This window comes from Lysobacter oryzae DSM 21044, assembly GCF_059568595.1.
Map to the genome: position 1 here is coordinate 15,626 of NZ_JCANTQ010000008.1, position 25,184 is coordinate 40,809.

A 25,184-nucleotide genomic window follows, 5' to 3' on the forward strand; every position below is an offset into this window, starting at 1 on the left:
AACGATGGAACTCAAGCCGGAACAGCTGGCGGCGCAAGTGCAGGCCGGCCCGCTGCGTCCCGCCTATCTCATCGCCGGCCCTGAACCGCTGCGCGTGCTGGAAGCTGCCGACGCCGTGCGCGCCGCCGCGCGTGCACAGGGCATTTCCGAGCGCGAGGTCTTCGAGGCCGAGGGCAACCAGCGCGAACCCGACTGGGCGGCGATGGAATCCAGCGTCCACGCCCCAAGTCTCTTCGCCAGCCGGCGCCTGTTCGAAGTGCGCCTGCCGACCGGCAAGCCCGGTACGGAAGGCGCACGGGTGATCAGCGAGTTCTGCGCGAATCCGCCCAGTGACATCGTCCTGCTGGTCACGGCCGGGGAGTGGAGCAAGCAGCACGGCGGCAAGTGGAGCGAAGCGATCGGCCGCATCGGCCTGACCGCGATCGCCTGGCCGGTGAAGCCGCATGAGCTGGCGGGCTGGATCGAAAGCCGCCTGCGTTCGCGTGGGTTGAAGGCCGACCGCGACGCCGTGCAGCTGCTGGCCGACCGCGTCGAGGGCAACCTGCTCGCCGCCGCGCAGGAAATCGAGAAACTCAAGCTGTTGTCCGCGGGCCCGGCTGCAGATGGAGGCGTCCTCGATGCCGCGCGCATGCACGACCTGGTAGCCGATGCCGCGCGCTTCGACGTATTCCGCCTCATCGATGCCGCGATGAACGGGCAGGGCGCGCAGGTATCGCGCATGATCCGCGGCCTGCGCGGCGAGGGCGAGGCCGTGCCGGCACTGCTGGGCATGGTCATCAAGGAACTGCAGACCGCCTCCGCGCTCGCGCGCGCCGGCAACCTCGCCAATGCGTTCAAGGCGCAGCGCATCTGGGAATCCAAGCAGCCGATGTATCGCCGTGCGCTGCAGCGGCACGACGCCGGGCGCTGGGATGCGTTCCTCGCGCAGGCGGGCCGCGTCGACAGCATCGCCAAGGGCCGGCCGCGACGCGGGCTGGAACCCGAAGACGCCTGGGTTGCGCTCGAGCGGCTGCTGCTCGCGGTCGCCGAGCCCCGCGCGCTGCGGCTGCTCGCCACGCGTGGATGAGCCTGCAAGCGGCGACGCCAGCGTGCGGGCGATGATCTGCTTCGGCGGCACCTTCGATCCCGTGCACAACGGGCACCTGGCGGTGGCGCATGCCGCGCACGATGCCCTGCAGGCGCCGGTGTTCCTGCTGCCGGCCGCGGACCCGCCGCACAAGGGCCCCACGCATGCCGACGCGCAGCAACGCGCGCGCATGCTCGAGGTGGCTGTCGCGGGCGAGCGCGGGCTGAAGGTCGACCGCCGTGAATTGCAGCGCGAAGGACCGTCGTACACGGTCGACACGCTGCGGGAGCTGCGTGCGCAGTTCGGCGACCGCGTGCCGATTGCATGGCTCGTCGGCGGCGATTCGCTCAACCAGTTGCATACCTGGAATCGGTGGCGCGAACTGTTCGCCCTTGCCCACATCCTGGCCGTGCAGCGGCCGGGGTCGCACATCGATCCGGAGATGCTGGCGCGCGTGGCGCCCGATGTCGCCGCGGAAGTCGAACCGCGCTGGCGCGCGCTGGCGAACCTCTTCCGCGAGCCCTGCGGCGGCCTGGCGGTGCTGCCCCTGCAAGAACCGCGCCCGGAATCCTCGACCGAACTGCGGCGGCGGATCGCGGCGGGAGATCGCGGCTGGCGGGAGTGGGTCCCGCCGTCCGTCGCCGGTTACATCGATCGTCACGATCTGTACTCGACAGCCGCCCCAAACTCAGGTTCCCTATAATTCACCGGTAAACCCACAGAGCTCCGCCCCTTGACCAGCCAAGCCCAAGTCATCAAGACCCGCCTTCCCAACCCGCCGCCGCCGGCCGATGTCCTGCTCAAGACGGTGCACGCCGCGGTCGAAGAACTGAAGGCACGGGACGTGGTCGAGATCGACGTACGCGGCAAGAGCAGCGTCACCGACTTCATGGTGATCGCCTCCGGCACCTCCACCCGCCACGTCAAGTCGATCGCCGACGAGGTGGTCAAGTTCGCCAAGAACCTCGATGTCCAGCCGCTGGGCGTGGAGGGTGAGCGCGAGGCCGAATGGGTGCTGGTCGACCTTGGCGACGTGGTGGTGCATGTGATGCTGCCGCGCGTCCGCGAGTTCTACGCGCTGGAGCGCCTGTGGACCGTCGGCGACCAGCCGCCGGCGCACCATGACGCCGGCGACTACGAAAGCGAGACGGGCACCGGAAGCCGATACTGATTTCGTGCTGGTTTCTTGCAGAACGGCGCCTTCCAGGCGCCGTTCTGCGTTTGTGCATCGGGGTTCCCGTACGCACGGGCAAAGGCGTCAGGCGCCCAGGGGCGTAGACGATCACGGTTCGTGACAATCAGTTGCTCGCGGTCGCGGTCCTGCGCCAGATCCACCATGCCGGCATCGGCGACATCGCGGCGCACTACGTCGCTGGAACGGCCACGTGTCACCGCGATCGCCTCCGTTACCATGCCGCCATGAAAGCCAAGCTCATCGCCGTCGGGGAACGCGCGCCACGCTGGGTCGCCGAAGGATTCGGCGAATACCAGAAGCGTCTTTCGCACTGGCTGCCGCTGGAACTGGTCGAGATCGAGCCCGGCCTGCGCGGCAAGGGACGCGATGCCGCCCGCGCAACGCAGGACGAAGGCGCCCGCGTGCTCGCGGCATTGCCCAAGCAGGCGACGGTGGTCGCGCTGGACGGACGCGGCAAATCCTGGTCATCGGAGCAACTGGCGCAGCGGTTGGAACACTGGCGCGGGCAGGGGCGCGATCTCGCCTTCCTAATCGGCGGCCCGGAGGGGCATGGTCCCGAGGTGGTCGCGCGCGCCGACGAGCAGTGGTCGCTGGGCCCGCTGACGCTGCCGCACATGCTGGTGCGGCTGGTGCTGGCCGAGCAGCTGTATCGCGCGGCGGCGCTGCTCGCCAACCATCCGTACCATCGCGCGTAGTCGATGCGACGAAGGCCCGGAATGTCCGGGCCTTCGCTTCGCTGCCGCTGCTACTGGTTGAGGCTGAACACCACCGGCACCAGGCCGATCGCCTGCACTGCGCGACCGTTATCCACGGCCGGCTTGAACCGCCACTTGCCCAGCACCTGCTTCCTCGCCGCTGCGTCGAGCACGCGGTGGCCGCTGCTGTGCTCGACCTGCACTTCGAGCGGCCTGCCATCCACGTCCACCAGCACGCGCAGCGTGACCGTGCCGGTCAGGGCTTCGCGGATGGCTTCGATCGGGTAGCGCGGCGGCGGCGCGGCCAGGTATTCGAGGTGGGCGCCGGCGAGCGGTTGGGTGATGGCGTCATTCAGGCCGGGATCCACCTTCGCCACTTCGACCGGATCCGCGGCCATGTCACCCGGCAGCGACTCGTCGAGGATCGGCGGCTGCGGAACTTCGATCCTCTGCGGCACGGTGGGGGTGACCGGGACAGAGCGCGGCGGGGTGATTTCAACCGGTCGCGGCCGGGGGGGCGGGGGTGGGAGCTCGCGGGGCAGTACCGGCAGGTACAGGGTTTCGGAGCGTTCCTCTTGCGGCGGCACATGCATGCTCAATGGCGCCAGCAACAGCAGCAGCGCCGCACCATTGATCGCGATCGCACCGGCTTCCGCCGAGATGCGGGTGAAGTCCAGCTTCCCGAACGGGAAGCGCTGCATGCGTGGAGCGAGGGTTTGTGCCATGGGCCACCTCCAGAAGTTGTCGGCATGGATGACAACGCGCCGGCAAGTCGCGTGGGGTTGGGCCGAAGGCGAAGAACACGCGGATACGAAAAAGGCCCGCGAAAGCGGGCCTCTTCCTGCATCCGATCGGACCCTCAGCGTCCGAGTTCGAACACCACGTCCAGGTTGACGCTCAGCGTGTTCTCGCCCGGGGAGACCGAGGTGTCGGCGGCCTCCGCCTTCATCGCCATCACGCCGCGCGCCATGGGAATGGGCGGAGCGAAGCTGCCGCCTTCGCTGATGCTGACGATGCGACGCACCTTCAGGCCCAGCGTCTTCGCATACATCTCCGCACGGGCCTGCGCGCTGGCCACCGCCTTCCGACGCGCTTCGTCGAGCGCCTCGTCCTTCTTGTCGACGTCGAAGCTCGGGCCGTTGATCTGGTTGGCGCCGACGGCCGCGAGCGAATCGAGGATCTTGCCGAGCTTGGGGATGTCGCGCACGGTCATGCTCACGGTGTTGCTGGCTTCGTAGCCGGTGATCGCGGGCGGCTGGTTGTCGCGGTACTGGTAGGTCGGGTTGAGGTTGATGCCGCTGGTCTGCACGTCCTTCTCGGCGATGCCCGCGGCCTTGATCGCGGCAACGACCTTGGCCATCTGCTCGGCATTGGCGCGCATCGCGGCATTGGCGTCCGCGGCCCGCGTCACCACGCCGGTGGACATGCGGGCGATGTCCGGAACGCGTTTGGCTTCGCCCTGCGCGGAAACATTCAGCAGCGTGCCGTCGGTGGCGACGAACGGAGTGGTCTGGGCATGTGAGGACATCGGTGTGCAGGCTCCGAGCGAGAGAAGGGCAGCCAGCGCGAGCGGGCGCAGGGCAGTGCGGGACAGCATCAAGGGCATGGGTCTGACTCCGTGTTGGACGAGGGGGATGCGCCAAGGTGGCAGGCACTGTGCGCGGGTACGGTAAACGATTCGTGAGCCGGGTCAGGGTTACGTGATGGCCAGCGGGGTGGGGTCCAGTCAGCCCGGGTTATTCTTCCGGCCTCGCGATATTTCCTGCCTGCGCCCGCCCAGGGCCGCGTTGGCCCCAAGGACCCGATGCTCTATCTCGCCTCCCAATCCCCGCGCCGGCGCGAACTGCTGGCCCGCCTCGGCCTGCCGTTCGGCATCATCGACCTCGACGTGCCCGAACATCGCGCCCCCGGCGAGCCCGCCGAGGACTACGTACGCCGCGTCGCCCGCGAGAAGGCCGGGGCCGGGTTGCTCAAGGTGATGGCCAATCCGGCCGCCGTGGTGCTCGGCAGCGACACCGAAGTGGTGCTCGACGACGAGGTCTTCGGCAAGCCGCGTGACGCCGAAGACGCCGCCGGGATGTTGCGCCGGCTGTCCGGCCGCACCCACCAGGTCATTTCCGCGGTGTCGCTGGTGTCGCCATCGCGCGAGTTGCAGACGGTCTCGGTGTCTGATGTCACCTTCGACGCGCTGAGCGAGGCGCAGATCGCCACGTACATCGACGGCGACCAGTGGCAGGGGAAGGCCGGGGCCTATGCGATCCAGGGCTTCGCCGAGTCCTTCATCGCGAACCTGAGCGGCAGCTACTCCGGCGTGATGGGGCTGCCGGTGCACGAGACTGCATTGCTGCTGCGCCAGTTCGGCCTGGAATCCGTCCCGGCACGGTCCGCATCCACGGTGGCAACGCCATGACCGAGGAGATCCTGGTCAACGTCACCCCGCGCGAGACCCGCGTCGCCGTGGTCGAGAACGGCATGCTGCAGGAACTGCACATCGAACGCGGCTGGCGCCGCGGCGTGGTCGGCAACATCTACAAGGGACGCGTGCAGCGGGTGATGCCGGGCATGCAGGCGGCCTTCGTCGAGATCGGCCTGGACCGCGCGGCGTTCCTGCATGCGGCCGACATCGTCAAGCCGACCCAGGTGGTGGTGGAAGGCGAAGGCGAGGGCGACGCCGCACCGCTGCCGCCGGCGCCGACGCGCCCGATCGCCGAACTGCTGCGCGAAGGCCAGGACATCATCGTGCAGGTGGTGAAGGACCCGATCGGCAGCAAGGGTGCGCGCCTGACCACGCAGCTGAGCATTCCTTCGCGTTACCTGGTGCTGCTGCCGCGCAACCGCGTGGTGGGCGTGTCGGCGCGCATCGAGGACGAAGCCGAGCGCGCGCGCCTGAAGACCCACGTCACCGCGCTGTCGCCGGCCGGCGCGCACCACGGCTACATCGTCCGCACCAATGCCGAGGGCCAACCGGAAGAAGCGCTGGCCGAGGACGTCGCCTACCTCAACCGCGCCTGGCAGCTGATCGAGGAGAAGTCGGCCAGCGCCAGGGTCGGCGAGCGCGTGTACGAGGACCTCAGCCTGCCGCTGCGCGCCGTGCGCGACCTGATGCGCAAGGACGTGGAGAAGGTGAAGGTCGATTCGCGCGAGACCTGCGAGCGCCTGAAGGCCTTCGCCGCGCAGTACATGCCCGGCCTGGCCGAGAAGATCGAGCATTACACCGGCGCGCGGCCGATCTTCGACCTGTACGGGGTCGAGGACGAGATCCAGCGCGCGCTGGACAAGGAAGTGCCGCTCAAGTCCGGCGGCTACCTGGTCATCGACCAGACCGAGGCGATGACCACGATAGATGTCAACACCGGTTCATTCCTGGGTCAGCGCAACCTCGAGGAAACCGTTTATCGGACGAATCTCGAAGCCGCGCAGTCGGTCGCGCGTCAGCTGCGCCTGCGTAACCTTGGCGGCATCATCATCATCGACTTCATCGACATGACCGATGCCGAGCACCGCCGCCAGGTGCTGCGTCAGCTGGAGAAGTCGCTCACGCGCGACCACGCCAAGACCACCGTGTACGAGTTCTCGCCGCTGGGCCTGGTGGAAATGACGCGCAAGCGCACCACCGAAAGCCTGGAGCGCCAGCTGAGCGAGGCCTGCCACGAATGCGGCGGCCGCGGCACGCTGAAGACGCCCGAGACCGTGACCTACGAAATCTTCCGCGAGATCGTCCGCCAGGTGCGCCAGTTCGATGCGGCGCGGCTGCTGGTGATTGCTTCGCCCAAGGTCGTCGCCCGCATCACCGACGAGGAATCCGCGTCGGTCGCCGAGCTGGAGGAATTCCTCGGCAAGTCGATCCGCTTCCAGGCGGACGAGCAGTACGCCCAGGAGCAGTTCGATGTCGTGCTGCTCTGACATCGGGATTCGCTGATGCCCACGCCCCTGCGCCGCCGCCTGCGCATCGCCCGCCGTAGCGTTGGCTACACGGTGGCGATCGCGCTCGTGCTGGTGGCGTTGGTGCTGGGCGCGGCGAGCCAGGTCCTGCCGCTCGCCGAACGCCACCCCGACCGCATCGCCGCATGGCTGAGCGAGCGTGCGGGCCGGCCAGTGGCGTTCGACCGCGTCGAGACGGCATGGACGCGGCGCGGGCCGCTGCTCAAGCTGGACAACCTGCGCATCGGCGAGGGCGCGCGCGCCTTCACCGTCGGCGACACCGAGATGCTGGTGTCGGTGTACGCCGGACTGCTGCCGGGCCACGCCTTTTCCGAATTGCGATTGCGCGGCCTCGACCTGACCCTGGAGCGCGCCAGCGACGGCCGGTGGCAGGTGCGCGGCCTGCCCGGGCAGCAGCAGGCGGGGAGCGATCCGCTTTCCGCCTTGGAAGGCCTGGGCGAACTGCAGGTGATCGGCGGCAAGCTCGCGGTCATCGCGCCTTCGCTCGGCATCGACGCGCGCATTCCCAAGGTGCATTTGCGCCTGCGCGTCGACGGCGATCGCGTGCGCGCCGGCATGCGGGCCTGGCCGCACCTGGACGCGACCCCGCTCGACGCCGTAATCGATTTCGATCGCAGGAAGGGCGATGGCCGCGCCTATGCGGGCGCCAAGCGCGCGGACCTCGCGGCGTGGGCGCCGTTGCTGCACGCGCAAGGCATCGCCGTGGAACGCGGCGTGGGCCGGGCCGAGGCATGGGGCGTGCTGCGCGGCAACCGCGTAGCCGCGATCAGCATCGATGCCGAACTCGACGACGTCGCGCTGCATGGCAATCCGATCGAGCCCGGCGCGGCGCCGCCGCGCAGCCGCTTCGACCACGTCGAAGCCCGTGCCGGCTATCGCCTGATCCCGGGCGGCTGGCGCGTGGATGCGCCGCGCCTGCGCATCGGCGGCGGCGACAGCGAGCAGAAGCTCGATGGCCTGCTGCTTGCCGGCGGCGAGAATTACGCGGTGCAGGCGAAACAGGTCGATGCGGGCCCGTTGTTCGCCGCACTGGCGCTGAGTGACAAGATCTCGCCCGGCCTGCGCCGCTGGCTGCTGGCCTCGCGGCCGACGGCGGTACTGCGCGACATCGAGGTGGCGGGCCGGCGCAACGGTGCGTTGCGCGCGCAGGCGTCGGTGATCGACCTGGGATTCGATCCTGTCGGCAACTCGCCCGGCCTGCATGGGCTTGGCGGCTACGTCGCTGGCGACGGCAATGGCTTCAGCCTGCGGTTCGATCCGAATGCGGAAGTGGCATTCGACTGGCCCGAGGGATTCGGCGCCGTGCACAAGCTCAAGTTGCGCGGCGAAGCCGGCGGCTGGCGCGAAGGCGCGGGCTGGCGCGTGGGCACCACCGCGCTGCGGATCGACGGACGCACCGAATACGGCAGTTACGGCGTCAGCGCGCGAGGCGGGCTGTGGTGGCAGGGCGACGGCTCGCGGCCCTGGATCGACGTGGCGGCCGACGTCGACGATACCGCGGTTCCGGTGGCCAGGAGTTTCTGGCTGCGCAAGAGCATGGCCCCGACCGCGGTGCACTGGCTCGATACCGCGCTCGTTGCCGGCACCGTCACCGGCGGCCGTGGAGTGGTGTCGGGCGACCTCGACGAATGGCCGTTCCGCGACAACACCGGTCTGTTCGAGGCGACGGGCCGCATTCGCGACGCGACCATCCGCTTCAACGAGGAATGGCCCGTGGCTCAGGGGCTGGAAGCGGACACGCGCTTCACTGGCGTCGGCTTCGACGTGACCGGCACCGGGCGCCTGGGCGAGGTGGCCATCCGGCACATCGAAGCGGGCATCGACGACTACCGCGGCGGCGCATTGACGGTGAAAGCCGAAGGCGGCGGCGATGCGGACCAGCTGCTCACCGTGCTCAAGCAGAGTCCGTTGCAGAAGGAACACGCCGACACGTTCGCCAACGTGCGCGCGAGCGGCCCGGCCGACGTCGGCTTCGGCCTCGCCTTGCCGCTCGTGCACGGCAGCGGCATCTCGATCGACGGCACGGTCGCGCTGAAGAACGCCAAGCTGGCCGATCCGCGCTGGAAGCTCGCGTTCGACTCGGTCAATGGCAAGGCGGTCTATTCGCGCGGCGGTTTCCGCGCCGAGAACCTCGCGGTACGCCATGAAGGCGAACCAGGCCGGCTCTCGCTGCGGGCCGGCAGCGAGTACGTGCGCGATGCCAGGCACGTGTTCGAGGCTGGACTCGACGCCAGCATGGGCGCGGCAGAGTTGATCGACCGGGCCGAGGACATGGCCTGGCTGAAGCCTTACCTGGCCGGCCGTTCGAACTGGACGGTGGGAATCGCGATCGGCAAATCCGCCCCGGGCAAGGCCGCGCCGACCGTGCTGCAGCTCGAATCGAGCCTGGTGGGAACGGCGCTCTCGTTGCCCGCGCCGATGCGCAAGGCGGCCGCGACCGCGTTGCCGACGTCGATCGAAACGGCGCTGCCGCTCGGTAGCGGCGACATCGTGGTCGGCTTCGGCAACCTGATGGCGCTGCGCGCACGCAGCGGCAACGGACAGACCGGGTTGCGGGTGGTGCTGGGCGCCGACCGCGTGGACGAAGCGGCGCCGGTGTCGGGCCTCGTCGCCACCGGCCGCACCGATGCGCTCGACGCGATCGACTGGATCGCCCTCACCCGAGGTGGCGATGGCGGCAGCAAGCTGCCGCTGCAGCGCATCGACGTCACCGCGCGCCGCCTGCAGCTGGTGGGTGGCACGTTCCCGGATACGCATGTCGTAGTCGTGCCCGCCGCGCGCGGCGCGATCGCCATCCAGGCGGAAGGCGCGTCGCTGCAGGGTGCGCTGCTGGTGCCGGCCAACGAAAGCGAAGCGATTGCCGGGCGCATGCAGCGGGTGTTCTGGCGTCCGCCCGCAACTCCGGCGGCAGGCGCCAACGGCGGTACACCCGCGCCTGCCGCGTCGCCGGCCACGCCGGCACGCACGGCGAGCGCCGCGGACGACGTCGACCCTGCCAAGATCCCCGGCCTCACCATCGACATCGACGAACTGCGCCTGGGCGATGCCAGGCTCGGCAGTGCCAAGGTGCGCACGCGCGCAACCGCAACGGGCATGCGCATCGAGCAGTTGCAGACGCGCGCGCCGAAGCAGCGCATCGACCTCAGCGGCGACTGGACCGGCCGCGGCGCATCGGCGAACACGCATCTCAAGCTCGACATCGGCAGCGACGATTTCGGCGCGCTGTTGGCCGGTTTCGGCATGGGCAATCGCCTGGGCGGCGGCGAGGGCACGGTGAAATTCGATGCCGGCTGGCCCGGCAGCCCGGTCGCGTTCAAGCTCGACGGGCTCGAAGGCAGCCTGCACCTGGACGCGCGCGAAGGCCGCCTGCTCGAGATCGAACCGGGTGCGGGCCGCGTCCTCGGCCTGCTGAGCCTCGCCCAGTTGCCGCGGCGCCTGACCCTGGATTTCCGCGACTTCTTCTCCAAGGGCTTCGCGTTCAACGAAATGAAGGGCACCGTGCGCTTCGGCAATGGGCGGGCGCACAGCGACAAGCTGGTGATCGATGGGCCCGCGGCGACGATCGACATCCGCGGCGCCGCCAACCTGCAGGCGCAGAGCTACGACCAGACCATCGAAGTGCGGCCCAAGGCCGGCAACCTGCTGACTGCGATCGGCGCCGTGGCCGGCGGCCCGGTGGGCGCGGCGATCGGCGCGGCCGCCAATGTCGTGCTCAGCAAGCCGATCGGATCGATGGCCGCCAAGACCTACCGCGTGACCGGGCCGTGGAAGGAACCGAAGGTCGAGGTGATTTCCCGCGAGCAGAGCCGCGCGGAAACGGCGATGGCGGTGCCGCCGGGCTGACTCTCGGGTTGGGTTCGCATCCGCCCACCTCCATGTTGGTCCATGATGGCTGCCGCAGTTCCGGTAGCGCGCACTGGCGCGTTCACGCCGCTCGAATCCCCTCCCGAACATGGTTGCCCGATGACCCTGCCGATCCAGCTCGCCGAATCCCGCCTCCTGCTGCCTGCCGGCCTCGACACCGGCGGCCTCGAACGGGCCTTCGGCACGTTGCTGGGGCCGGGCATCGACTTCGGTGACCTGTATTTCCAGCACGCACGCCGCGAGAGCTGGACCGTCGAGGACGGCATCGTCAAGGAAGGCGCGCACTCGATCGAGCAGGGCGTGGGCGTGCGCGCGATCAGCGGCGAGAAGACCGGCTTCGCTTATTCGGACGAGATCAACACCGCGGCGTTGCTGGAAGCGTCCAAATCGGCGCGCGCCATTTCAAAGGGAACGGCCGCGCGCGATGGTTCGACCCAGGACATGCGCGCGCTGGCGCGAGGCAACGGTCGCGCGCTGTATTCCAGCGAGGACCCGATCGATTCGCTCGGCAACGAGGAAAAGGTCGAGGCGCTGCGCCGCATCGACCGCTACGTGCGCGCGGCCGACCCGCGCGTGCAACAGGTCGTGGTCAGCCTGTCGGGCGGCGTCGACACCGTGCTGGTGGCGCGCAGCGACGGCGTACTCGCCGCCGACGTGCGTCCGCTGGTGCGCTTCAACGTGCAGATCATCGTCGAGCAGAACGGCCGCCGCGAAAGCGGCTATGCCGGCGGCGGCGGCCGCTACTCGTACGCCGAACTGCTCGGTGGCGGCCGGCCCGAGGCGCTGGCGAAGGAGGCCCTGCGCCAGGCGCTGGTGAACTTGGAGGCCATCGACGCGCCCGCGGGCGTGATGCCGGTGGTGCTGGGTTCCGGCTGGCCCGGTGTGCTGTTGCATGAAGCCGTGGGCCACGGCCTGGAGGGCGACTTCAACCGCAAGGGCACGTCCACCTACGCCGGCCGGATCGGCCAGCGCGTGGCCTCGCCGGGCGTCACCATCGTCGACGACGGCACGCTGCCGGGCCGGCGCGGCTCGCTCAACATCGACGACGAGGGCACGCCGACCAACTGCACGACCCTGATCGAGGACGGCGTGCTGGTCGGCTACATGCAGGACACGCTCAACGCCCGCCTGATGGGCATGCAACCCACCGGCAACGGCCGGCGCGAATCGTTCGCGCACCTGCCGATGCCGCGCATGACCAATACCTACATGCTCGCCGGCACGCACGATCCGGAGGAGATGATCCGCTCGGTGAAGAAGGGCCTGTACGCGGTGAATTTCGGCGGCGGCCAGGTCGACATCACTTCGGGCAAGTACGTGTTTTCGGCGACCGAGGCGTACCTGATCGAGGATGGAAGGATCACCGCGCCGGTGAAGGGCGCGACGCTGATCGGCAACGGCCCGGAAACCATGCAGCGGGTGAAGATGATCGGCCACGATCTCGCCCTCGACGAGGGCGTGGGCGTGTGCGGAAAGGATGGTCAGAGCGTGCCGGTGGGCGTGGGCCAGCCGTCGCTGCTGATCGAGGCGCTGACGGTGGGCGGCACCCAGGCCGCCTGATCACCGGTCAGTCGCGGTCCTGATGATGCTCGTCTTCGTCGTCCCAGGCTTCGTCGCCGGCCTCGCGGCCGGTCGCGTCGTCGCCATGGTTCGCGTCCTCCCCGTGCAGCAGCAGCTCGCGCAGCACGCGATACAGCTCGCGGAACGCGCGCGGCGGCTTGTTGCGCTTGCGCTCTTCCAGGGCGTTGCGGGCGAGCTGGCGCAGCAACTGGCGGTCGGCGGTCGGGTATTCGTCCAGCAGCTGCGCAAGCGCGGCATCGCCGTCGGCGATCAGGCGCTCGCGCCAGCTTTCCACGCGGTGCATCGCCGCCACTTCGCGCCGGGCGGCTTCGCCCTTTTCGTCCAGCGCATCGCGGATCGCGTCCAGCACCTCGTCGTCCTCGCGGCGCATCTGCTTGGCCAGGAACTGCAGCTGGCGCTTGTGCGCGATCTGCGCGGTGATGCGCTTGCATTCGCGGATGTGCGGCAGCAGCGACTCGGGCACGGGCAGCTTGGCCAGCTGGGCCTCGGTCAGCGAGACCAGTTTCTCGCCCAGCGAGAACACCTCCAGCGCGTCGCGCCGCTGCCGGCTGCGGCTGGGGCTGAAGAATTCGCCGGTTTCGTCGTCACGACCACGCATCGCACACCACTCGTGTTGTAGTGCCTGAAAGCCGGCACGTCCTGAAATACTGCATGCCGGCAGCCCGGCACCAAGGAAGAGGATAAATCATTGAACGCCATAGCCCCCGTCACCGACGACAGCCAGGCCCGGCTGGACCGCCTCGCCGACATCGCCCAACGGCTGCTCGACCGCTGCCGCCAGCGCGGCGCCAGCCAGTCGGAGGTCTCGTGCTCGGAGGAGAACGGGCTCACCGTCAACGTGCGCATGGGCGAAGTCGAGACGGTCGAGGCCACCCGTGACCGCGGGATCGCCGTGACCGTGTATTTCGGCAAGCGCAAGGGCAGCGCCAGCACCGCGGACCTGCGCGAGGAAAGCCTCGATGCCACGGTTGAGCAGGCCTGCGCGATCGCGCGCCACACCGAGGACGACGATGCCGCCGGCCTGGGCGATCGCGAGCTGATGGCGACCGACCTGCGCGAATTCGACGGCTGGCACCCCTGGGCGATCGAAGCCGACCGCGCCATCGACCTCGCGCTGGCCTGCGAGGCCGCGGGCCGCGAGATGGATGCGCGTATCGAGAACTCCGATGGCGCCTCGCTGGGCAGCGGCGGCAGCCTGAGCGTGTATGCCAATTCCCACGGCTTCCTCGGGCGGGAGAGGAGCACCAACCACAGCATCGGCTGCGCGCTGATCGCCGGCCGCGGCGATGCGATGCAGCGCGACGGCTGGTACAGCTACGCCCTGGCGGACGAGGACCTCGAATCGCCCGCCGCGATCGGCCGGCGCGCCGCCGAGCGCGCGGTATCGCGGCTGGCGCCGCGGCAGGTCGCCACCGGCGAGTATCCGGTGCTGTTCGCCGCCGAAGTCGCGCGTTCGCTGATCGGGCACCTGGTCGGTGCCGTGTCCGGCGGCGCGCTGTACCGCAAGGCGAGCTTCCTCGTCGACAGCGCGGGAACCCGGCTGTTTCCGGAGTGGTTCGGCATCGACGAGCTGCCTTTCCTGCCTCGCGGCCTGCGTTCGTCCGCGTTCGATGCCGAAGGGGTGGCCACGCGCGAGGCGCCGCTGGTGCGCGACGGCATCCTGCAGCGTTACGTGCTGGGCAGCTACTCGGCGCGCAAGCTCGGCCTGACCAGCACCGGCAATGCCGGCGGCGTGCACAACCTGCAGGTGATGGCCAACGCCGGCGACCTGGCGTCGATGCTGCGCGGCATGGGACGCGGCCTGCTGGTGACCGAGTTGATGGGGCAGGGCGTCAACACCGTGACCGGCGACTATTCGCGCGGCGCGGCCGGCTTCTGGATCGAGGACGGCGCGATTTCGTATCCGGTCGACGGCATCACCATCGCCGGCAACCTGCGCGGCATGTTCGGCGCGATCGAAGCGGTGGGCGGCGACATCGATCCGCGCTCGCACATCCGCACCGGTTCGATCCTGGTCGGACGCATGACGGTGGCCGGGGAAAGCTGAGGAACCGTTCGCTTGACAGGGGTCCGGCGGGCGCGGGACAGTGCCGGCACCATTCGTCCGGCGGCTGCGGCCGCCCTGCTAGGGGAAAGCAATGAACGATATCTCTGCGGAAGAGAAGACCTGGGGCATGCTCGCCCACCTGTCGTCGCTGGCCGGCTTCATCATTCCCTTCGGGAACGTGCTCGGTCCGCTGGTGGTGTGGCTGATCAAGAAGGACACGATGCCGTTCGCCGCAGACCAGGGCAAGGAAGCGCTGAACTTCAACATCACCGTCGCGATCGCCGCGATCATCAGCTGCATCCTGATCTTCGTGGTGATCGGCTTCCTGCTGCTCGCCGTCGTCGCCGTGGGCTGGCTGGTTCTGACCATCCTGGCCTGCATCGAAGCGAACAAGGGCGTGGCGTACCGTTACCCCTTCACCCTGCGCCTGATCAACTGATCGCGCCCAGGTCCAACGCAAGACGCCGGCCACGTGCCGGCGTTTTTGTTGGGGGCGATCAGCGGTCGCGTTCGATCGCCAGCCGTCCCAGTGCGGCGAGTGCGTTGGCGCGCGCACCGAACGGGGCCAGCGATTCATCCATGGCCGCCGCCAGTTCGGCGAGCCGCGTGCGTGATGCGTCCAGGCCGATGAGGGCCGGGAACGTCGCCTTGTCCTGGGCCATGTCCTTGCCTGCAGTCTTGCCGAGCGTCGCGCTGTCGCCCTCGACGTCGAGGATGTCGTCGCGGACCTGGAAGGCCAGGCCGAGCGCGGAAGCGTAACGATCGAGCGCGTCGAGCTCCTGCGCCTGCGCGCCGCCGCACAGCGCGCCCATCCGCACCGAGGCGCGGATCAGGGCGCCGGTCTTGAGCGCGTGCAGGCGTTCGAGCTGCTGGATGTCCATGCGGTGCCGGCCGACGGCATGCATGCCGGATTCCGCGGCGCGTGGCGGCGCGGTGGGGGCTGCGGAAGCCGATTGCGTTCGCGGCGCCGTCGCATCGATATCGAGCGCCTGTCCACCGCACATGCCTGCCACGCCGGACGCCTGCGCCAGCGTGCGCAGCAGTTCCACGCGCACGCCGTCTGCGACAGGCGCCTGCAACGCCACTTCGAAGGCCAGCGACTGCAGCGCATCGCCGGCAAGGATCGCGGTGGCTTCGTCGAAGGCGACGTGCACGGTGGGTTGGCCGCGGCGCAATGCGTCGTCGTCCATGGCCGGCAGGTCGTCGTGCACGAGCGAGTAGGCATGGATGAGTTCGACCGCCGCGGCCGGAGCGTCCAATGCGGTTTCGCCGGCGCCGAACAAGGTGCCGCTGGCGTATACGAGCAGCGGACGCATGCGCTTGCCGCCCAGCAGCACCGCGTGCTGCATGGCGGCGTGCAGCCGCTGCGGCGAGGCGTTCGGGTCGGGAAGGACGCGGGTCAGCGCGGCATCGACGCGGATGCGCCAATGCTGGAATGGCGAATCAGGCATCGGGCGACGCGAAGGGTTCGGCGCTCGCCGGGTCCTGCGGGTCGCTGAGCAGGCGCACGCGCAACTCCGCCTGTTCCAGCGCGGTCTGGCACTTGCGATACAGGCCGACGCCCCGCTCGTACGCGGCCAGCGACTCTTCCAGGCTCATGTCGCCGCGCTCCATCTGCTCCACGAGCTGCTCGAGCGCATCCAGCGACTGCTCGAAGTCGGCGACCGGCGAGGCGGCGGGCGTGTCGGTGTCGGGTTTGCGGGCGGCCATGGCGAAAGTTTGAGGGCCGGGTGCGGACGGGTCAATCGCGGCGCCAGTGCAAACGGGCCCCGCGCTCCCGCAACCACGCGTCGAAGCCTGCGGAATACGCGATATCGCCGGCGGCGAGCAGCTCGCCGGACGCATTGGAGAGCAGCGGCAGCCGCTCGCGCAGCCAGGGCGGAATGCCCAGGTCCTGCAGGACGTGCTTGAGCGCGTGGGTATGCGCGCGTCCGGGCAGGCGGATGCGCTCGCCGCCCTGGCGTGTATGGGCCACGAGGGGGCCATCGAAACCGGCGGCCCCTGCAAGCGCGAGTTCCGAACCGTCAGGAAGCCCCAAGGCCGTGGCGCCATCCCATTCTTGCCGCCACGTGTCCGGCAATGGCGGATGCGTCCGCGCCGCATGCAACAGGTCGCGCCATGCACGCATGCTGGCTTCGTGCCAAACGAATTGCGGCTCCGCATCGGCGCGGGCGGGCAGGATCTCGGCCTCGAAGCGCGCGACACCCTCGGCCGGCAGCGGCGGCAGGCCGAGTTCCTCGATCCACAGGCGCAGCACGCGCGCGCGGCGCGCGGCCGGCAACGCTCGGAGCGCGCTCAGCGACAGCACCTGCGGATCGGCGGTACGCACCCGTGCGAGGCAGCACGCATCTTCGTCGGCCAGCAGCCCGTCGGCTTGCGCGCACAACGTCGCCGCGCCGGCCAGCGCCGCGTCGGCATGCGGCCAGCGTGCGCGCAGCAGCGGCAGCACTTCGCGGCGGAGGAAGTTGCGGTCGAAGCGGGTGTCGGCGTTGCTCGGATCCTCGACCCAGGGCAAGCCGTGCGTCTGCGCATACCCGTGCAATTGCTCGCGCGTGCGTTCGAGCAGTGGGCGCCACAGCCAGCCGGCGGCGAAGCGGCGCCAGGGGCGGATGCCGCCCAGTCCGCCGACGCCGGACCCGCGCAGGGCCCGCAGCAGGAAGGTTTCCGCCTGGTCGTCGCGGTGGTGGGCCAGCGCGAGGACTTCATCGGCACCGAGTTCGTCGGCGAACGCCGCGTGCCGGGCGTGCCGCGCCGCGGCTTCCAGCCCCGCGCCATCGCGCGCGACGTCGACACGCACGCTGCGCAGCGGGACCTGCAGCCCGGCGCACGCGATTTCGCAATGGCGTTGCCAGGCATCGGCGTCGGCATGCAGTCCGTGGTGGACGTGCAGGGCGCGCAGGCCACGCTCTCGCGCCTGCGGCAATGCGCACAGCGCATGCAGCAAGGCCATCGAGTCCAGGCCGCCGCTGAGCCCGACGACGAGCGCGCCGCCAGCGGGCAGCGCGGAAGCCGGGATGAGCAGCGGAGCGGTCATCGCCGCATCGTAGCGCGGCACCAGCGTTGCGGCGTGTTGCCGGCTGGGCGCGAAAGGTTGCAGTGACCGATGACACGCAATCGCGCGCGCCGTCCCCGACACAATGCGTCCAACCCCCATGGAGGAATGCACATGCGCTTGAGTGGACGCCTTGCTTCGATCGTGCTGCTGGTGGCCTTGGAAGTGATCCCGTTGGCCTGCGCGGCGGGCGCGCCGGGGGCCGGCAAGCCGTTCGGCCAGGACGATGCGCGCGAGATCATCGCCCAGAGTCGCAGGATCCTGTCGCCGCACGGCGTGGAGGAGCTCGAGGCGGTCGAGATCGGCGGCATCCGGCAATGGATCTCCGTGCGCGGCAACGACCGTCGCAATCCCATCCTGCTCTACCTGCACGGCGGTCCCGGTTCGGTGGAGATGGTGGAGTCCTACGGCTACCAGCGGCCGTGGGAGGATTTCTTCACCGTGGTGCAGTGGGACCAGCGCGGCGCGGGCAAGACCTTCGCGTCGAATGCGCCGGAAGCGATGGCGCCGCGCATGAGCATCGAGGGCATGGTCGCCGACGCGGAGGAGATGATCCGCTACCTGAGGGCCACCTACGGCAAGCAGAAGATCTTCGTGCTCGGCCATTCGTGGGGCAGCATCGTCGGCGAGGAAGTCGCACGCCGCCATCCCGAGTGGCTGCATGCCTACCTGGGCGCCGGCCAGATCGCGGACATGGCGCGCAGCGAGGCGATCGGCTACGAGTGGGCGCTCGGGCGCGCACGCGCGGAAGGCAACCAGCAGGCCATCCGCGAACTGCAGGCTTTGGCGCCCTATCCGGGTCCGGTAGGCCAACTCACCATCGAGCGCATCGGCGCGCAGCGCAAATGGACCATGTACTACGGCGGCCTAGCCTGGGGACGCACCGAGTTCAAGCCATTCGACGATGCGCGCAAGCTCTCGCCGGATTACCGCGACGAGGAACTCAAGGCGATCGACCAGGGCGGACTGTACTCGCTGGGCTACCTGTTGCCGGCGATGGAGCGAGTCGACTTCACCGGCAATACGCGATTGGGCTGCCCGGTCTTCATCTTCAATGGCCGCCACGACTACACGACGTCGTCCGAAGTGGCGGCGCGCTGGTTCGAGGGCCTGCGCGCGCCACTGAAGAAGATGTTCTGGTTCGAGGATTCGGCGCACATGATGATGCAGGAGCAGCGCGGCCTGTTCCTGATGCACCTGGTCAACGACGTGCGGCCGCTGGCGGTGCGCGCCGGCGATGCGCCGCCCGCCGAGGTGGTGAGGAAGTGACAAGAAAAAAGCCGCCGGTGACGAGCCGGCGGCTTTCCTGCATTGCGCTGCGCGAGCGGATCAGGCGGCTTCGTACGCACCGTAGCTGCGCAGGCGCTTGTAGCGGCGATCGAGCAGTTCCGGCACCGGGACCTGCTCCAGCGCGTCCAGTTCGTTCATCAGCACGGCCTTCAGGCGCTTGGCCATCTGGGTCGGGTTGCGGTGCGCGCCGCCGATCGGCTCGCGCACGATCTTGTCGATCAGGCCGAGTTCCTTCAGGCGCTTGGCGGTCATGCCCAGCTGTTCGGCCGCGTCCTTGGCCTTCTCCGCGGTCTTCCACAGGATCGAGGCGCAGCCTTCCGGGGTGATCACCGAATACGTGCTGTATTCGAGCATCAGCGTGCGGTCGCCGACGCCGATGGCGAGCGCGCCGCCGGAACCGCCTTCGCCGATCACGGTGCAGATGATCGGCACCTTCAGTTCGGACATTTCCAGCAGGTTGCGGGCGATCGCCTCGGACTGGCCGCGTTCCTCGGCATCGATGCCCGGCCATGCGCCGGCGGTGTCGATGAAGGTGAGGACCGGCAGGGAGAAGCGCTCGGCCAGCTTCATCAGGCGCAGGGCCTTGCGGTAGCCCTCGGGCTTGGGCATGCCGAAGTTGCGGCGGACCTTGGCCTTGGTGTCGCGGCCCTTTTCGTGGCCGATCACGACCACGCTGCGGCCGTCGATCCGGGCCAGGCCGCCGACGATGGCGTTGTCGTTGGCGAAGGCGCGGTCGCCGGCGAGTTCCTGGAACTCGTCGCAGATGATGCGCAGGTAATCCAGCGTGTACGGACGCGACGGATGACGCGAGAGCTGCGAGACCTGCCATGGGGTCAGGTCGCGGAAGATATGGGCGGTGCGCAGGCGCAGCTTCTCGCGCAGCGCGTGCACTTCGGCATCGACATTGACCGCCGGGCCATGGCTGGCATGCAGCACTTCCTGGATGCGGGCTTCCAGGTCGGCGATGGGTTGTTCGAAGTCGAGGTAGTTCGGGTTCATGCGCTGGCCGGGGCCGGTGAGGGGCGGAAGTGTAGCCGAGGTGAGGGAAAGGGGCCGTACGGGGGTGTTTGTTGGCGCGTTCGCCGGCGATGCCGACGCCCGAATTGTGACCGCCGGCCCTACCAGGGCCGCGAGAAGGCCAGCTTCACCGTCCGCACGCCCGGCTGCGAACGCAGCGCCCCGGGCAGGTCGGCGTCGACGCGGATCGCGTGGCCGCCGTTGAGGTCGAGCATGCCGGCGGCGCCTTCGCGCAGCAGGTCCAGGCGCAGCGGCGTCGCGCCCGGGCGGTGCCTGGCCAGCAGCGAATCGACCCGCGCCCAGGTGCCGGGGACGCGCAGGTCCAGGCGCAGCGACAGGCGCTGCGCGTGCTTGGCGCACAACTGCGAGTAATCCCAGCAGCGCTGCGCCTTGAGCGCGAAGCCGCCACTGAACGCATCCTCGCGCAGGCCACCCTGCACGATCAGCAGGCGGTCGCGCGCGATCAGCTGGGCGAACTCGTTGTAGGTCTCGGCGAAGAACGCGCACTCCAGGCGGCCGCGGCCGTCCTCGATCTGCACGAACATCTGGCTGTCGCCCTTTTTGCGCAGGCCGACCACCTGGCCGGCGACGACGGTTTCCAGCTCCGGGCGCCAGCCGCTTCGCGCGCTCTCCGGGCGCGATTCCCAGATCTTCTCCAGGTCGCCCAGGTCGTGGCCGACCAACGCGCGCAGTTCCTCGCGGTAGGGGTCGAACGGATGGCCGCTGAGGTAATGGCCGAGCGTGTCGCGCTCCCCGGTGAGCAGCTGCACCAGCGGCCACTCGTCGGTTTCCTTCAACTGGATGTGCAGCGCGGGCGCGGCGGTCTCGCTGCCGCCGAACAGGGAGTTCTGGCCGGCCTCGCGTTCGCGCGCGAGCTGCTCGGTGGCCTTGAGCACTTCCGGCAGCTGCAGGGCGAGGCTGGCGCGGTTCTTCCCCAACGCATCGAGCGCGCCGGCCTGGACCAGCGCTTCCAGCGCGCGCTTGTTGAGCTTGCTGCTGTCGACGCGCTTGCAGAAGTCCAACAGGTCGGTGAACTCGCCGGCGCGGCGCGCCTCGACGATCGCCTCGCAGGCGCCGCGGCCGACGCCCTTCACCGCGCCGATGCCGTATCGGATCGTGTCCGGCGTGGTGGCCTCGAACATGTAAGCGGAGGCATTCACGTCCGGCGGCAGCACGGTCAGGCCCATGACCCGCGCCTCGTCGAGGAAGCCAACGACCTTGTCTGTGTTGTCCATGTCCGAGGACAGCACCGCGGCCATGAATTCGGCCGGGTAGTGCACCTTGAGCCACGCGGTCTGGTAGGCGACGAGCGCGTACGCGGCCGAGTGCGACTTGTTGAAGCCGTACTCGGCGAACTTCTCCATCAGGTCGAAGATCGGGCTTGCCTGTCGCGCCGGAATGCCGCGCTCGAGGCAACCGGCTTCGAACTTGGCGCGCTCCTTCGCCATCTCCTCGGGCTTCTTCTTGCCCATCGCGCGGCGCAGCATGTCGGCGCCGCCGAGCGTGTAGCCGGCCAGCACCTGCGCGATCTGCATCACCTGTTCCTGGTACACGATGACGCCATAGGTCGGTGCCAGCACCGGTTCCAGCGATTCGTGCGGGTAGGTGACTTCGGCGTTGCCGTGCTTGCGGTCGACCCAGTCGCGGTCCATCCCCGAACCCAGCGGACCGGGGCGGAACAGCGCGGCGAGCGCGATGATGTCTTCGAACGTATCCGGCCTGGCGCGCTTGAGCAGTTCGCGCATGCCGCGCGATTCGAACTGGAACACCGCGACCGAATCGCCGCGTGCGAACAGCTCGTAGGTCGGCTTGTCGTCGAGCGGCAGCGCGGTGATGTCGAGCGGCTCGATGCCCTCGCGCGCGCGACGCACGTTGATCGCCTTCACCGCCCAGTCGATGATCGTTAGCGTGCGCAGGCCGAGGAAGTCGAACTTCACCAGGCCGACGGCTTCGACGTCGTCCTTGTCGAATTGGGTCACCGGGCTCTTGCCGCGGCCCTCGCCGTCGTGTTCGGCGAACAGCGGGCAGAAGTCGCTGAGCGGCGAGGGCGCGATCACCACGCCGCCCGCATGTTTGCCGGCGTTGCGGGTCAGGTCCTCGAGGCTGCGCGCGAGGTCGAGCAGGTCGCGGACGTCGTCCTCGGCGTGATAGCGCTGGATCAGCTCGGCCGAGGCGAGGTTGCTGTCCTTCTTCGCTGCTTCCGATTCGCCCAGTGCGTCGTCGAGCGAGATGCCCAGGGTGTTCGGGATCAGCTTGGCGATGCCGTCGACCATGCCGTAGGGATGGCCGAGCACGCGCCCGGAGTCGCGCACCACGGCCTTCGCCGCCATGGTGCCGTAGGTGATGATCTGGGAGACGCGGTCGCGGCCGTACTTGCGCGCGACGTAGTCGATCACCTCGTCGCGGCGGTCCATGCAGAAGTCGATGTCGAAGTCGGGCATCGACACGCGTTCGGGATTGAGGAAGCGCTCGAACAGCAGGTCGTACGGCAACGGATCCAGGTCGGTGATGCCCAATGCCCAGGCCACGAGCGAGCCCGCGCCCGAACCACGGCCCGGGCCCACCGGGATGCCCTGCGCCTTACCCCAGTTGATGAAGTCGGCGACGATCAGGAAGTAGCCGGGGAACCCCATCTTGATGATGACGTCCAGCTCGGTTTCCAGGCGCGCTTCGTAGATCTCGCGGGTCTTGCCCGGGGCGATCGGGTTTTTTTCCAGGCGCGCGGCCAGGCCCTCGCGCGCCGAGCTGCGCAGCCACGACTCGATCGTGTGGTCGCTCGGCACCGGGAACGCGGGCAGGGCGTACTCGCCCAGCTTCATCGTGACGTTGCAGCGCGTGGCGAGCGCCACCGCGTTGTCGATCGCGTCGGGGATGTCGGCGAACAGCTTCGCCATCTCCTCCGACGAGCGCAGGAACTGTTCGGCGCTGTACTCGCGCGGGCGCTTGGGATCGTCGAGCACGCGGCCGGACGCGATGCACACGCGCGCTTCGTGCGCCTCGAAGCCTTCGGCGTCGAGGAAGCGCACGTCGTTGCTGGCCACCACCGGAAGTCCGCGGCGGGAGGCGGCATGCAGGGCGAACGCGTTGAACGCGTCCTCGCCGTCGCGGCCGGTACGGGTCAGCTCCAGGTGCAGGCGATCGCCGAACACCTCGCGCCAGTCGGCAAGCGAGGCCTCGGCGAGTTCATGGCGATGGCTCGCCACCAGCTGCCCGGCCAGGCTCTTGCGGCCGGCCAATGCAAACAGGCCGGCGTTGTCCTCGCGCAGCCATTCCGGGCGGAGCGCCACGCCGTCGATGCGGTGGCCTTCCATCCACGCCCGGCTCAGCAGGCGCGACAGGGTGAGGTAGCCGGTGCGGTCGCGGCACAGCAGGGTCATGCGCGCCGGCGTCTCGTTGCCGTCGGCCAGGCCGATGTCGGCGCCGATGATCGGCTTGATCCCCGCGCCTTCCGCGGCCTTGTAGAACTTCACCGCCGCGAACAGGTTGTCGAGGTCGGTGACCGCCACCGCGGGCTGGCCCAGCTTCGCGCAGCGCTTGACCAGCTCGCCGATCCGGATGGTGGAGTCGGCGAGCGAGTATTCGCTGTGCAGGTGGAGATGGACGAAGCGGGACATGCGGACCGGAACGTGCTGGTCCCGCAGGTTAGCAGCCGGGGCGCGGCCGGACGAGATTGACTTTGGACGCCGGCCTTACCTCGCTGCGATGCGAGGGCCGGCCACCGCGGCGGCCGGCCTGTCGCCGCGCCGGCTCCCGCGTCAGAGCGGCGATCCGGTGACGCGCATCGGGCCTTCCGGAGTGCGCCCGTTGGCGAAATGCACGTCTTCGATGCGCGTGCTCTGGCGCAGCAGTTCGATCTCGGCCAGGCGGTCGCGCAGCCAGGCGTCGCGCTGTTCCTCCGGCGTGCCGGCGGGGTGCTCGGTGCGCCGGTACAGGCAGAAGTCGTTGTATTCGTTCGCTTCCTCCGCGAACGCCGGCCAGGCCAGTTCGATCAGCAGCACGTCGTCCAGGCGACCGAGCAGCGGCAGGCTGTCCGGGATCAGGTCGTCTTCGCGATCGATGTAGGCCAGCAGCTTGTTGATGCGCATCCGGGTCGCGTCATGGCAATCCCAGGCGTCGTCGTCGAGCAGCGCGCGCAGTTCGTCAGTGCGCTGCAGGCGGGCATCGAGCTCCTCGCGCGCCTCCTCTTCGGGAAGCGACAACAGCCAGGCCGCCAGTTGCTGCAGCCGCGGCTGGTCGACGCGCGCGGCATCGGGATAGAGCTCGTGCACGAGGTCGTCGAATCGGGCGACGGCCGGGCCGGAGAGCGCGATTTCGGGAAATCCCGCCGGGGCGCCGAGCGCGTCGGTGAGCCCGCCGCGGAAGTGCTCGAACGGCAGCGGACGATCGGTGGGAGTGGGATGAGGCAAGCGCATGGGGCACCTCGCTTCCGGCCACAGTTCCATCGGGAGCGCCTCCCTGCGCGGAGCCGTGACGGGCCGGTACTCGCACGGCCCCCTGGTCAGGGGGATGCAAGCAAATGATGCGCCCATGCGCCCCGGGCGCACGCCCGTTGCCGACGGACGGTTCAGCCGCCCGATGCGTTGCTGACTGCGCACTCAGGGGACTCCACGTTGCCGGAAACGACGAGACCGCCCGGTTGGGCGGCCTCGTGGCGTCGTCCCTGACAGCCCACGATCAGTGCACGAGGAAGCGGGCTCCCATCTGGGGCAGGTAGCTGCTTTCACGGATGCAGCGTCGCTGTTTTTCCAGGTAGGCCTCGGCCTGGCGCGCCTGGATCCAGTCGCAGCGGTTGAAGCCGAACCCGCCGACCTCGCGTCCGCGCAGCGAGGCTTCCAGCGAGCGTACGCGGCAGTAGTCCAGGAAGGCCGCGACTTCGTCCTGCAGCGACGGCCAGGCGGCCTCGACGGCGATGGCGTCGTCCAGGTGGCCGACCGTGGGCAGGGAGTTGGGCAGCAACTGGTAGCGGCCGTTGGCGTAATGCACCATCAGCGAGGCCACGTTGCCGGCGTCGTCGTCGGGCTCCCACTGGCCGTCGTCGAGCATGCGGGCGGCCGCTTCGAGGCGTTTCATGCGTTGCAGGATGCAGGCTGGTTCGCCCGAACCGGCAACCCCGTCGCGCAGTTCGCGCGCCGCCGTGGCGAGCCGGTCGCAATCCAGCGGCGCGGCCCGGCGGCCCAATCGGGCCAGAAGCGCGTTGAAGCGGTCGACAGAGGCCGCGGTCAGGTGGAAGTCGTCGATGCAATGGCGTCGGCCCGGTCCGATCGGCGACGGCCGGTCGAGAATGGCAGGCAACGGAATCGTGGCAGTGAGCATGGCGTTCATGGCAAAGGCTCCGTGGGGGTGTGGGCACGCCGGCGTTCCGGCGTGGGGCCAGCTTCCGTCCGTGGCACGGCCCGGTCATGACGGGGGAATGACCTCTCGCGCAGCCTTGCACG

At 69.3% G+C, this 25,184-nt stretch carries 22 protein-coding genes; 11 read left to right on the forward strand and 11 right to left on the reverse strand.

Annotated elements, in window-relative coordinates:
* Positions 1-4: 4 nt before the first annotated feature.
* The 3 genes from holA to rsfS are packed head-to-tail and all read left to right on the forward strand — an operon-like array spanning position 5 to position 2,237.
* Positions 5-1,066 carry a DNA polymerase III subunit delta gene (gene holA / locus BP05_RS00200; RefSeq protein WP_496359272.1) on the forward strand — a complete coding sequence of 354 codons (1,062 nt, stop codon included), beginning with the start codon at positions 5-7 and terminating at the stop codon, positions 1,064-1,066.
* Positions 1,059-1,769 (forward strand): nicotinate-nucleotide adenylyltransferase, encoded by a 711-nt coding sequence (nadD, locus tag BP05_RS00205; protein ID WP_496359274.1) that lies wholly within the window; start codon positions 1,059-1,061, stop codon positions 1,767-1,769. Before holA ends, nadD begins: the two co-directional genes overlap by 8 nt.
* A 30-nt stretch (positions 1,770-1,799) precedes the next feature.
* Positions 1,800-2,237 carry a ribosome silencing factor gene (gene rsfS, locus BP05_RS00210; RefSeq protein WP_496359276.1) on the forward strand — a complete coding sequence of 146 codons (438 nt, stop codon included), beginning with the start codon at positions 1,800-1,802 and terminating at the stop codon, positions 2,235-2,237.
* Here rsfS and BP05_RS00215 read toward each other — a convergent pair.
* On the reverse strand, positions 2,201-2,479 hold the full coding sequence (locus tag BP05_RS00215) for a hypothetical protein (protein WP_496359278.1): 279 nt from the start codon (positions 2,477-2,479) through the stop codon (positions 2,201-2,203). The two genes, rsfS and BP05_RS00215, sit on opposite strands and share 37 nt — an antisense overlap.
* 6 nt (positions 2,480-2,485) lie before the next feature.
* Here BP05_RS00215 and rlmH point away from each other — a divergent pair, with 6 nt between their 5' ends.
* Positions 2,486-2,956 carry a 23S rRNA (pseudouridine(1915)-N(3))-methyltransferase RlmH gene (rlmH, locus tag BP05_RS00220; RefSeq protein ID WP_496359280.1) on the forward strand — a complete coding sequence of 157 codons (471 nt, stop codon included), beginning with the start codon at positions 2,486-2,488 and terminating at the stop codon, positions 2,954-2,956.
* Positions 2,957-3,006: 50 nt separating this feature from the next.
* Here the strand turns inward: rlmH and BP05_RS00225 are convergent, their stop codons facing one another.
* Together BP05_RS00225 and BP05_RS00230 are read right to left on the reverse strand one after the other, a co-directional pair.
* Positions 3,007-3,681 carry an energy transducer TonB gene (locus BP05_RS00225; RefSeq protein WP_496359282.1) on the reverse strand — a complete coding sequence of 225 codons (675 nt, stop codon included), beginning with the start codon at positions 3,679-3,681 and terminating at the stop codon, positions 3,007-3,009.
* A 134-nt stretch (positions 3,682-3,815) separates the two neighbouring features.
* Positions 3,816-4,553, reverse strand: coding sequence for an SIMPL domain-containing protein (locus tag BP05_RS00230; protein ID WP_496360580.1), 738 nt, complete (start codon positions 4,551-4,553; stop codon positions 3,816-3,818).
* A gap of 207 nt (positions 4,554-4,760) precedes the next feature.
* Here BP05_RS00230 and BP05_RS00235 point away from each other — a divergent pair, with 207 nt between their 5' ends.
* The 4 genes from BP05_RS00235 to tldD all read left to right on the forward strand — a co-directional run bounded on the left by BP05_RS00235 (position 4,761) and on the right by tldD (position 12,322).
* Positions 4,761-5,366 (forward strand): Maf family protein, encoded by a 606-nt coding sequence (locus tag BP05_RS00235; protein ID WP_496359284.1) that lies wholly within the window; start codon positions 4,761-4,763, stop codon positions 5,364-5,366.
* Positions 5,363-6,859, forward strand: coding sequence for a ribonuclease G (rng, locus tag BP05_RS00240; protein WP_496359286.1), 1,497 nt, complete (start codon positions 5,363-5,365; stop codon positions 6,857-6,859). Before BP05_RS00235 ends, rng begins: the two co-directional genes overlap by 4 nt.
* Positions 6,860-6,874: 15 nt before the next feature.
* Positions 6,875-10,741: a YhdP family protein gene (locus BP05_RS00245; RefSeq protein ID WP_496359288.1), complete on the forward strand. Its 3,867-nt coding sequence runs from the start codon at positions 6,875-6,877 to the stop codon at positions 10,739-10,741.
* A 120-nt stretch (positions 10,742-10,861) separates the two neighbouring features.
* On the forward strand, positions 10,862-12,322 hold the full coding sequence (gene tldD, locus BP05_RS00250; RefSeq protein WP_496359290.1) for a metalloprotease TldD: 1,461 nt from the start codon (positions 10,862-10,864) through the stop codon (positions 12,320-12,322).
* Positions 12,323-12,329: 7 nt separating this feature from the next.
* Here tldD and yjgA read toward each other — a convergent pair whose 3' ends face one another.
* Positions 12,330-12,941, reverse strand: coding sequence for a ribosome biogenesis factor YjgA (yjgA, locus tag BP05_RS00255; protein ID WP_496359292.1), 612 nt, complete (start codon positions 12,939-12,941; stop codon positions 12,330-12,332).
* 90 nt (positions 12,942-13,031) lie between these two features.
* Between yjgA and pmbA the strand changes: the two genes are divergently transcribed.
* On the forward strand, positions 13,032-14,390 hold the full coding sequence (pmbA, locus tag BP05_RS00260) for a metalloprotease PmbA (protein WP_496359294.1): 1,359 nt from the start codon (positions 13,032-13,034) through the stop codon (positions 14,388-14,390).
* 91 nt (positions 14,391-14,481) lie between these two features.
* Positions 14,482-14,829, forward strand: a complete 348-nt coding sequence (locus BP05_RS00265; RefSeq protein ID WP_496359296.1) for a DUF4870 domain-containing protein — start codon at positions 14,482-14,484, stop codon at positions 14,827-14,829.
* Positions 14,830-14,887: 58 nt separating this feature from the next.
* Here BP05_RS00265 and BP05_RS00270 read toward each other — a convergent pair whose 3' ends face one another.
* From BP05_RS00270 to tilS, 3 genes are read right to left on the reverse strand one after another with little or no spacing between them, the layout of a single operon-like run.
* The gene (locus tag BP05_RS00270; protein WP_496359298.1) at positions 14,888-15,841 is read right to left on the reverse strand and encodes a polyprenyl synthetase family protein; all 954 of its coding nucleotides are present in this window, start codon (positions 15,839-15,841) and stop codon (positions 14,888-14,890) included.
* The gene (locus BP05_RS00275; RefSeq protein ID WP_496359300.1) at positions 15,834-16,100 is read right to left on the reverse strand and encodes an exodeoxyribonuclease VII small subunit; all 267 of its coding nucleotides are present in this window, start codon (positions 16,098-16,100) and stop codon (positions 15,834-15,836) included. The genes BP05_RS00270 and BP05_RS00275 overlap by 8 nt, the downstream gene beginning before the upstream one ends.
* Before the next feature lie 31 nt (positions 16,101-16,131).
* The gene (gene tilS / locus BP05_RS00280; RefSeq protein ID WP_496359302.1) at positions 16,132-17,424 is read right to left on the reverse strand and encodes a tRNA lysidine(34) synthetase TilS; all 1,293 of its coding nucleotides are present in this window, start codon (positions 17,422-17,424) and stop codon (positions 16,132-16,134) included.
* A gap of 132 nt (positions 17,425-17,556) precedes the next feature.
* Between tilS and BP05_RS00285 the strand changes: the two genes are divergently transcribed.
* Complete coding sequence (locus BP05_RS00285) at positions 17,557-18,711, forward strand: alpha/beta fold hydrolase (protein ID WP_496359304.1); 1,155 nt, start codon at positions 17,557-17,559, stop codon at positions 18,709-18,711.
* Positions 18,712-18,771: 60 nt separating this feature from the next.
* Here the strand turns inward: BP05_RS00285 and BP05_RS00290 are convergent, their stop codons facing one another.
* The 4 genes from BP05_RS00290 to BP05_RS00305 form a co-directional block, all read right to left on the reverse strand.
* The gene (locus tag BP05_RS00290) at positions 18,772-19,731 is read right to left on the reverse strand and encodes an acetyl-CoA carboxylase carboxyltransferase subunit alpha (protein ID WP_496359306.1); all 960 of its coding nucleotides are present in this window, start codon (positions 19,729-19,731) and stop codon (positions 18,772-18,774) included.
* Positions 19,732-19,850: 119 nt separating this feature from the next.
* Complete coding sequence (dnaE, locus tag BP05_RS00295; protein ID WP_496359308.1) at positions 19,851-23,363, reverse strand: DNA polymerase III subunit alpha; 3,513 nt, start codon at positions 23,361-23,363, stop codon at positions 19,851-19,853.
* Positions 23,364-23,504: 141 nt separating this feature from the next.
* The gene (locus BP05_RS00300; protein WP_496359310.1) at positions 23,505-24,161 is read right to left on the reverse strand and encodes a hypothetical protein; all 657 of its coding nucleotides are present in this window, start codon (positions 24,159-24,161) and stop codon (positions 23,505-23,507) included.
* Between the two features lie 262 nt (positions 24,162-24,423).
* Positions 24,424-25,071: a hypothetical protein gene (locus tag BP05_RS00305; protein WP_496359312.1), complete on the reverse strand. Its 648-nt coding sequence runs from the start codon at positions 25,069-25,071 to the stop codon at positions 24,424-24,426.
* Positions 25,072-25,184 lie beyond the last annotated feature (113 nt).